General features: G+C 59.1%; 8 protein-coding genes. 3 read left to right on the top strand and 5 right to left on the bottom strand.

The annotated features are described in order from the left end of the window. The first annotated feature begins 45 nt into the window (after positions 1-45). The 3 genes from ACIP1X_RS26305 to nagE all read left to right on the top strand — a co-directional run bounded on the left by ACIP1X_RS26305 (position 46) and on the right by nagE (position 5,543). Positions 46-1,068 (top strand): SIS domain-containing protein, encoded by a 1,023-nt coding sequence (locus ACIP1X_RS26305; RefSeq protein ID WP_400755740.1) that lies wholly within the window; start codon positions 46-48, stop codon positions 1,066-1,068. A gap of 225 nt (positions 1,069-1,293) precedes the next feature. Next, complete coding sequence (gene ptsP / locus ACIP1X_RS26300; protein WP_400755739.1) at positions 1,294-3,807, top strand: phosphoenolpyruvate--protein phosphotransferase; 2,514 nt, start codon at positions 1,294-1,296, stop codon at positions 3,805-3,807. A 23-nt stretch (positions 3,808-3,830) separates the two neighbouring features. Continuing rightward, positions 3,831-5,543, top strand: coding sequence for an N-acetylglucosamine-specific PTS transporter subunit IIBC (nagE, locus tag ACIP1X_RS26295; RefSeq protein WP_400755738.1), 1,713 nt, complete (start codon positions 3,831-3,833; stop codon positions 5,541-5,543). 50 nt (positions 5,544-5,593) lie between these two features. Here nagE and ACIP1X_RS26290 read toward each other — a convergent pair whose 3' ends face one another. From ACIP1X_RS26290 to ACIP1X_RS26270, 5 genes are all read right to left on the bottom strand, one after another. Continuing rightward, positions 5,594-6,040 (bottom strand): hypothetical protein, encoded by a 447-nt coding sequence (locus ACIP1X_RS26290; protein WP_400755737.1) that lies wholly within the window; start codon positions 6,038-6,040, stop codon positions 5,594-5,596. Then, positions 6,024-6,680 (bottom strand): DUF6036 family nucleotidyltransferase, encoded by a 657-nt coding sequence (locus ACIP1X_RS26285; RefSeq protein WP_400755736.1) that lies wholly within the window; start codon positions 6,678-6,680, stop codon positions 6,024-6,026. Before ACIP1X_RS26285 ends, ACIP1X_RS26290 begins: the two co-directional genes overlap by 17 nt. A 258-nt stretch (positions 6,681-6,938) precedes the next feature. Further along, positions 6,939-7,301 carry a DUF6124 family protein gene (locus tag ACIP1X_RS26280; RefSeq protein ID WP_400755735.1) on the bottom strand — a complete coding sequence of 121 codons (363 nt, stop codon included), beginning with the start codon at positions 7,299-7,301 and terminating at the stop codon, positions 6,939-6,941. Positions 7,302-8,432: 1,131 nt separating this feature from the next. Further along, positions 8,433-8,744 (bottom strand): YqfO family protein, encoded by a 312-nt coding sequence (locus ACIP1X_RS26275; RefSeq protein ID WP_095050948.1) that lies wholly within the window; start codon positions 8,742-8,744, stop codon positions 8,433-8,435. A gap of 5 nt (positions 8,745-8,749) precedes the next feature. Beyond that, on the bottom strand, positions 8,750-9,498 hold a 749-nt coding region (locus tag ACIP1X_RS26270), incomplete at its 5' end, for a phosphoribosylformylglycinamidine synthase subunit PurQ (protein ID WP_400755734.1).

Here is a 9,498-nt window from a genome sequence, read left to right as displayed (position 1 = left end):
GATCGCTCACTCACACTGACCGCCGTCATGGTCGAAGGAGAAGACATTACTTCAAAAATGCTTGAGGAGGCGCTGTCCTCGTTCGAGGCCGTGCAAGCCCAACTGCAACAGCTCGACCCGCAAATGATCGAGATCGCCGGGCGCCTGCGCCGTCAGCCGCCGCAAGTGGCGATGACCGTCGCGCGTGGCAGCTCCGACCACGCGGCGAGCTACTTCGCCTACCTGACCATGCAGCAATTGGGTGTGCCTGTAGCGTCGTTGCCGATGTCGGTGGTGACCATGCAGCAGGCGCCGTTGAAGGTCAGCGGTCAGGTCGCGTTCGCGTTTTCGCAATCGGGGCAGAGCCCGGATCTGGTCAACAGCCTGCGTCTGTTGCGCAAGCGTGGCGCGCTGAGCGTGTCGATGGTCAACGCCGCCGATTCGCCACTGGAAGCTGCGTGTGAGTTCAGCGTGCCGCTGCTCGCCGGGACTGAAAGCAGCGTCGCCGCGACCAAAAGTTTTATCGCCACCCTCAGCGCCAGCGCCCGTTTGATCGCGCACTGGAAAGAGGACAGCGAATTGCTCGAGGCCGGTAACGCCCTGCCTGAAGGTTTGCGCGAAGCGGCAAAACAGGACTGGAGGGTGGCCATCGAAGCGTTGCGCGATTGCGAGCGTTTGATGGTGATTGGCCGTGGCGCCGGTTTCGCCATCGCTCAGGAAGCGGCGCTGAAATTCAAGGAAACCTCGGCGATTCAGGCCGAAGCGTTCAGCAGCGCCGAAGTGCGTCACGGCCCGATGGCGTTGATCGACGAACACTATCCATTGCTGGTTTTCGCACCGCGCGGTGCTGAACAGGCTGGCCTGTTGAGCCTGGCGGCAGAAATGCGTCAACGCGGCGCTCGTGTGTTGCTGGCCGCGCCGGATGACGTGAGCGAACGCGACCTGACACTGACCCGCGCCGAACACCCGACGCTCGATCCGATTCTGGCAATCCAGAGCTTCTACGTGATGGCCGCAGGTTTAGCCGTGGCCCGTGGCATGGATCCGGATCAGCCGCGCCACCTGAGCAAAGTAACCCGCACGCACTGACACCATCTGATCGACGCACGACCCAATCGGCGGACGCAAAACCGTCGATTGATGCACAACCCTGTCGGCGGACGCTAAACCGCTGATTGATGCACAACCCCTGTAGGAGCTGCCGAAGGCTGCGATCTTTTGATTTTGATTCACAGAGACAAGATCAAAAGATCGCAGCCTTCGGCAGCTCCTACAGGGGATATCGAACCGAGATTTAACCGATGAGACCGAGCCATGCACAACAACAATAAAGAGCTGACCCTCAGCGCCCCGCTCAGCGGCCCGGTGCTCACGCTCGCCAAAGTCCCGGACGCGGTGTTCGCCAGCGGCGCGATGGGTGACGGCATCGCCATCGACCCGATCAACGACACGCTGTACTCGCCGTGCGCCGGGGTGATCATCCACGTCGCGCGCACCGGCCACGCACTCACCGTGCGTGCCGACAACGGCGCGGAAATCCTCCTGCATCTGGGCCTCGACACCGTTGAGTTGAACGGCGAGGGTTTCTCGATGCTGGTCAAGGAAGGTGTTCGCGTAACCAAGGGTCAGCCGTTGTTGCGCTACGACCTCGACAAGGTCGGCCAGCAATGCAAAAGCCTCGTCAGCCTGTTGATCCTTACCAACAGTCAGGATTTCCAGGTACGCCCGATCACCCTCAAAGCGGTGAAAGTCGGCGAGCCGCTGCTGCACATTGTTGCGCGTAACGCTTCGGCAGCGAACGCTGAAGTTGTCGGCGGGCCGGAGGTTCAGGGTCATGTGTTGGTGGCTCATCGCGGTGGTTTGCATGCGCGCCCGGCAGCGCTGATTCGGCAGACCGCGCAAGGTTTCAAGAGCCAGTCGCAACTGCACTTCGCCGGTAAATCGGCGCCGTGCAACAGCCTGATCGGTTTGATGGGCCTGGCGGTTGGCGAGCAGGACGAAGTGCAGGTCATCTGTCAGGGGCCGGATGCTGAAGCGGCGCTGCAAGCGTTGCTCACGGCGTTGGCCACGGCATTGTCGGATGATCATCACGCGGCGGCACCGGTCAGTGTTGCCCCTCTTAAGCGTCCGGCCGAGGCTGGCGTGTTGCACGGCGTTTGCGCTGCGCCGGGATTCGTCGGTGGGCCGCTGTTTCGCTTGAACGCGATCAGTTTGCCAGCGGATGCGGGCAACCATGATCCGCTGCAACAACAGCAGCTTCTCGACACTGCGCTGACTCAGGTACGCAGCGAAATCGACGGCACCCTCGCCCAAGCGAAGAAGCACAAGAATGCCGACGAAGAAGCAATCTTCGCCGCGCATTTGGCGTTGCTGGAAGACCCGGCGCTGCTCGACGCGGCACAGCAATCCATCGAACAAGGCACTGCGGCGACTCACGCCTGGAGCCAGTCGATCGACGTGCAGTGCGAAGTCTTGCAACACACCGGCAGCGCACTGCTGGCTGAGCGCGCCAACGATCTCCGCGATCTCAAACAACGCGTACTGCGTGCGTTGCTCGGTGAGGCGTGGAATTACGATGTGCCAGCCGGTGCCATTGTTGCGGCGCATGAGCTGACGCCATCGGATCTGCTGCAACTCAGCGCCCAAGGTGTCGCCGGGTTGTGCATGGCCGAGGGTGGCGCGACTTCACACGTGGCGATTCTCGCTCGCGGCAAAGGTTTGCCATGCATGGTGGCGCTGGGTTCGGCATTGCTTGATCAGCCGCAAGGTCAATCGGTGGTGCTCGATGCTGACGGTGGACGTCTGGAACTGACGCCAAACGCTGAACGTTTGGCTGAAGTTCAGCAGGCGCAAATCGATCGTCAGCAACGTCGCGATGCTCAACAGGCAAAAGCTCATCTGCCGGCCGAAACCCGTAATGGCGTGCACATCGAAGTCGTCGCCAATGTCGCCTCCAGTGGAGAAGCGGCAGATGCGTTTGCCAATGGTGCTGATGGCGTCGGCCTGCTGCGCACCGAGTTTTTGTTCGTCGATCGCCAGACCGCACCCGATGTCGAGGAACAGCGTGCTGCCTATCAAGGCGTGCTGGATGCAATGGGCGATCACCCAGTAATCATCCGCACCATCGACGTCGGCGGCGACAAGCAACTCGATTACCTGCCGCTGCCGATCGAAGCCAACCCGGTGCTCGGTCTGCGCGGTATTCGTCTGGCTCAGGCCCGCCCGGAAATCCTCGATCAGCAACTGCGCGCGCTGCTGCAAGTCAGCCCGCTGCGTCGCTGTCGAATCCTGTTGCCAATGGTTACCGAAGTCGACGAACTGCTGCACATCCGCCAGCGCGTTGATGCGTTGTGCCTGGAGATGAACATCGCTCAGCGTCCAGAAATCGGCGTGATGATCGAAGTCCCCGCCGCCGCATTACAGGCCGAACAACTCGCTGAACACGCCGACTTTCTCTCCATCGGCACTAACGATTTGTCGCAATACACCCTGGCCATGGATCGCGATCACGCCGGTCTGGCCGCCCGCGTCGACGCCCTGCACCCGGCGCTGCTGCGCCTGATCGCCATGACCTGCGAAGGCGCGGCGGTGCACAAGCGTTGGGTCGGCGTCTGCGGCGCCCTCGCCTCTGATCCGCTGGCCACGCCAGTGTTGATTGGTCTGGGCGTCACCGAACTCTCCGTCAGCCCGGTGCAGATCGGCGAGATAAAGGATCGCGTGCGCCAGGTGCACGAAGCCGAATGCCAGCGCCTCAGCCGCGACCTGCTCAAGTTGAGCAGCGCCGCCGCCGTGCGCCACGCCTGTCATCAACATTGGCCTCTGCGCTAACAAAAACAACAAGGACAAACGCCATGTATCAACTCTTCATCGAAGGCCTGCAACGCCTCGGCCGCGCGCTGATGCTGCCCATCGCGATCCTGCCGATTGCCGGCCTGCTCCTGCGTCTGGGTGACGCCGATCTACTGAACATCGCGATCATCCACGACGCCGGCCAGGTGATCTTCACCAACCTGGCAATGATCTTCGCCATCGGCATCGCCGTCGGTTTTGCCAAGGACAACAACGGCACCGCCGGCCTTGCCGGGGTGATCGGTTACCTGGTGATGATCTCAACGCTGAAGGTGCTCGACTCGACCATCAACATGGGCATGCTCGCCGGCATCGTCGCCGGCCTGATGGCCGGCGCGCTGTACAACCGCTTCAAGGACATCAAGTTGCCTGAGTATCTGGCGTTCTTCGGTGGCCGACGGTTTGTGCCGATTGTCACCGGGTTCGCGGCGGTCGGCCTCGGCGTGGTGTTCGGCTACATCTGGCCGCCGATCCAGCACGGCATCAACGCTTTCGGCGCCTTGATGATGGAAAGCGGCAGCATCGGCGCGTTCGTGTTTGGCGTGTTCAACCGCCTGCTGATCGTCACCGGCCTGCACCACATCCTCAACAACATGGCGTGGTTTGTGTTCGGCAACTTCACCGACCCGACTACCGGCGCATTGGTGACGGGCGACTTGTCGCGCTACTTCGCCGGCGATCCGAAGGGCGGCCAGTTCATGACCGGCATGTTCCCGATGATGATCTTCGGCCTGCCGGCGGCGTGCCTGGCGATGTACCGCAATGCGCTGCCGGAACGCCGCAAGGTGATGGGCGGGATTTTCCTGTCGATGGCGCTGACCTCGTTTTTGACCGGGGTGACTGAGCCGATTGAATTCGCCTTTATGTTCCTGGCACCGCTGCTGTATCTGCTGCATGCGCTGCTGACCGGGTTGTCGATGGCGATTACCAATGCGTTGAACATCCACTTGGGCTTCACCTTCTCCGGCGGTTTTATCGACATGGTGCTGGGCTGGGGTCGTTCGACCAATGGTTGGCTGGTGTTCCCGGTTGGGTTGGCTTACGCGGTGATCTACTACTTCGTCTTCGACTTCTGCATTCGTCGCTTCAATCTGAAAACGCCGGGGCGTGAGGATGTCGCTGTCAGTGAAAAAGCCGTACTGACTGAAAACGAGCGCGCCAGTGCTTACATCAAGGCATTGGGCGGCGCTGAAAATCTGCTGACGGTTGGCGCCTGCACCACGCGGCTGCGGCTGGAGATGGTCGATCGCAACAAGGCTTCGGATGCTGATCTGAAAGCGCTGGGTGCAATGGCGGTGGTGCGTCCGGGTAAAGGTGGCAGTTTGCAGGTGGTTGTCGGGCCGATGGCGGACAGCATTGCGGATGAGATTCGTCTGGCGATGCCGGCATTGGGGCGTGCTGTTTTGGTTGAAACCGCTGTTGTTGATGAGCCGAAAGTTGTGGCCGTTGCCGGTTCCGAGGCGCAGCAATGGCTGAACGCGTTGGGCGGTGGCGACAATGTGCTGCAACTGGATTGCATTGCGATGACACGGATTCGCCTGCAATTGGCGGATGGCAAGGCGTTGTCTGAAGCGCAGTTGAAGGATCTGGGCTGTCACGGTGTCAGCCAGTTGGATGGCGGGGTCTGGCATTTGCTGGTGGGGGATAAGGCGGCGAGTTTGAGTGGGGCGTTGGAAACGCTGGTCAACCGAAGCGAGGTTAGTGCGAAGGTTTAATCGAAACAAAAAACCGGCTTAGGCCGGTTTTTTTTGCCGATGGATTCGGTTCAGGATGAATGCTGTTCCGCTTGGTAATGGCGGGTCTGAAATGGCATCAGTGTTTGAACCTTCAATCCCAGGCTTTCTGCTAATCCCCAGGAGATGGCCAATTCATCTTTGCGATTGCGTAATGAAACCTTCGTTTGAGGCTCAACATCCTGCTTCGGTGTCGAGTGTGCGAAAAGCTCCAGCGCATGAAGCGTTTCCAACACGCGGGTATCCGAGACACACGAGAAACGCGTAAATCGCTCCAGCAAGTAGGCAGCGCGCCGGCGTTCAACATCATCACTGTGAAGTTTCAAAAAGGCCTTAACTTCGCTTTCGACATTTGAATCCGAGTACCAGACTTCTTTCGCAGCCCTCACGAGTGCAACGTCATCGGCCTGATTCAGAGGGCTTCTAACGAGGGTGTCCAACGCGGATGAGAGGACGTGAGCGTCATTCACCTTCGGCATCTGCTTTCTCCAGATAGTCCTGCAATATGTTGGTCAGAACAGATGTCGGTTGCTCTTTGTTGCCAACATATACATCAATTGCCTGCAATGCCAGACGCCGGAGCTCGCTGGTCAATATGAATCCGCACCTTAGAAGCGCATTGATGTCTGCGATATCGTGATCTGTAGCCCTGCCCAGCTTTGTAATGGCTATGTCGACGGGCGCAGCAATATGAATGTGTAGAGGAGACTCCAGCGAAAACTCTGACATGGGAATACTTCGCGACCAATAATCCTCATGAATCGGGCCAAAGCTAGTGTTGTATTGCAGGTCGTAGTTCAGCTCCATCTTTCGAGCAGAAAGCTCATCGACAAAGGGCTCCGGCACCGTCGCCAGCAGCGTACGCAAGTCGAATCCTGCCGGAATGCATGCCTCATAGATTTCCGCATCGACATCCAAAGATATGCGGTGATGGGTGTAGAGGTGAACTGCACACCCTCCAAACACAATGATCTTGACCGCTCCAGTTGCTGCATTCTCTTCAATCAATTCCGCCTCGACGGACTTGAACATCGATACCAGCGCCCGCCCCAGCGAGGTGCTTGTGTTGATGCGGGGTGTGACGACGGGAAGTAGCTCCATTTTCAACCTCAGAGTCATGTCGATGGCTTCAGCGAAAGGAGCAACATCCCGTTAGCGGTCTATTGCCGAGCTCGCTGTTTGCCGGAGACAACCCAAGTTAGAGAGGCTACTTCCGAGAGACAACCTGAAAAACCGGTAGGAAAAATCCGCTATTTGATGAGGTACAGGAAGTATTCGGACAACTGCGAAAACGCTTTCGCGAGCAAGCCTGCTCCCACAGAGCATGCATTTCAAATGTGGGAGCCAGCCTGCTGGCGATGAACGATGACGCGGTCGTCAGGTTTGTGGATCGACTCGATCCAGTGCCCGGTTTACCGCGAGTTCGGCGAGCATGATGATTTGCTGGATGGCCAGTGCCGTGCTGCGTTGCAAGCCGCCTAGCTCGGTTGCGAAGTTGCTGGCCATGGCGTTCGCTGAGGCCAACGATTCACAAGCGTGGGCGAGCAGGCTTTCGGTGTCGACGCTGGGGTGGACGAGGAAGATGGTGCTCGGTTGTCGGGGTTTGGCGGGTTCGGGGCTAAGGTAGAAATCGAGGGCGCGTTTGATGGCTTCGCGGTTTTTTGCCAAGTCTTCGGCGCGGATGGCGGCTTCGAGTGGGGTGGTGGTTTCGGGGGGTGGATCGGGGATCAGTTTGTCCATCGAACAAGTCCTTTAAGTTTGCAGCCACTTGCTCCCGATCTCACTCGAAGAAGAGGTGGCAGCCATGTACGGAGTGAGATCACCGATAGAACCCCAAAACCGGCCGGACCGAAGTCCGCCCGCACATAGCCGCCATAAGGAATTGCTGACAGCGTTAGCTGGCCGCAATTATGGGGGCACTTGTCTGGGGATCCAAATCGGGTATCTCACCTCCCGGTCGCTGAATTGGCAGCGACAGGCAAAGACTAGAGAGCGGGCGTCCGACGGACAACCTGAAAACCTTGTGGGAAGGTTCTGCTATTTCTACACAAACCTAAACAGACTCTGATTCTTTGGTGATTGGACTGACCCCATCGCCAGCAGGCTGGCTCCCACAGTTTTGACCTGATGTATTCAGACAGAAATTGGTTGGGTGTCAGGCCGCCATCGCTGGCAAGCCAGGCTCCCACAGGGATTGAGTACATCTGCGGGAGATTGGTTGCTGTGAGGTTGTTATCGCGAGCAGGCTCACTCCTACAGTTGGATTGGGTACACCTGAAAGAAACAGGTCGGCTGGCAGTACGCCTTCGCGAGCAAGCTCAGCTCCTACGACAGCAAGATCAAAAGATCGCAGCCTTCGGCAGCTCCTACAAGGGCAGAAGCCGAACGCGCCGCGCTCCTCACCACTCAACAGGATGAGCGCAAGCTCGGCTGCAGCTCTTGATCTTGATACACCGGCCCCGTCGGCAGGCTGAGTGGAGGGATTTATCCGGGGGTGGGAGCGCAGCGACCGTTTGGCGCAGCCAAATGCATCGAGAGGAGGTGCAGCGAAGCAAACCGGAGGCGATGCGCCCGGATGGATCCCGGAGCGAAGGAACCCCGAGCTTTAGCGAGCGGGCCGAACGTTGGGGCAAGCCTTTTTGGTTACTTTTGAGGCGTTTGTCAAAAGTGACCCGCCGTAAGGGCGGAACCCTGAGAAGCCGTTACCGCAGCAATGGATATGTACTCGGTCAGTCAGAACATTATTGCCTGAGCCGGCGCCTTCGCGAGCAGGCTCGCTCCCACATTGGAACCCCATCACCCGGAAAATCGTAAGCAACAAAAAACCCGCAGACGATCTCTCATCTGCGGGTTTCTTGTAATAAGCGGCTATCAGAAATCTTCCAGCCGCCACACCTCATAAGCCGGCGTCTCGTAGGGATGGCTCAACTTGAGCGCCGCCACAACAGCAACGATCAACTCATCCGCCACCACAAGCTCAACCTTCCATTCCTCAACCCGCTCAACCTGCCCCGCCTCACCAATAAACGGCTGACTCCCGTCCAAAGGTCGAAACTGGCCAGACCCAAGCACCTGCCAGGCACAGTGGTCATAGTCACCGATCCGCCCACCACCGGCAGCGAACACAGCCCCTTTGACCACCTCGACATGACTGTCAGGAACAAAAAACGCCAGCTTATACACAGGCCTTAATTAACCCAGACGCGTGCATTACGGAACATACGCATCCAAGGTGCGTCCTCGTTCCAGTCCTCCGAACGCCACGAGTTCTGCACGGCACGGAACACACGCTCCGGGTGCGGCATCATGATCGTCACACGGCCATCACGGCTGGTGAGACCAGTAATCCCGCGCGGCGAACCGTTCGGGTTGGCCGGATAACGCTCAGTGACCTTGCCATGGTTGTCGACGAAACGCATCGCCACGCAACCCGACAGATCAGCTTCCAGCAGTGCTTCTTCGCTGGAGAACTCGGCGTGACCTTCACCGTGAGCGATGGCGATCGGCATACGCGAACCGGCCATGCCCTGCAGGAAGATCGAGTTCGATTCCTGAATCTGCACCATCGCCACGCGCGCTTCGAACTGCTCGGAGCGGTTGCGCACGAAGTGCGGCCAGAATTCACTGCCCGGGATCAGCTCGTGCAGGTTGGACATCATCTGGCAACCGTTGCACACACCGAGGGTGAAGCTGTCGTTACGCTCGAAGAAACCCTGGAACGCATCGCGGGCACGGCTGTTGAACAGCGCCGACTTGGCCCAGCCTTCACCGGCGCCGAGCACATCGCCATAGGAGAAACCACCGCACGCCACCAGACCCTTGAACTCGTTCAGGTCGACACGGCCGGCGAGAATGTCGCTCATGTGCACGTCGATCGCGTTGAAACCGGCGCGGTCGAACGCGGCGGCCATTTCCACCTGACCGTTGACGCCCACCT

Source organism: Pseudomonas sp. NPDC088885, assembly GCF_044750025.1.
Taxonomy (GTDB): Bacteria; Pseudomonadota; Gammaproteobacteria; order Pseudomonadales; family Pseudomonadaceae; genus Aquipseudomonas; species Aquipseudomonas rustica.
This window is presented reverse-complemented; position numbering and strand designations above follow the sequence as displayed.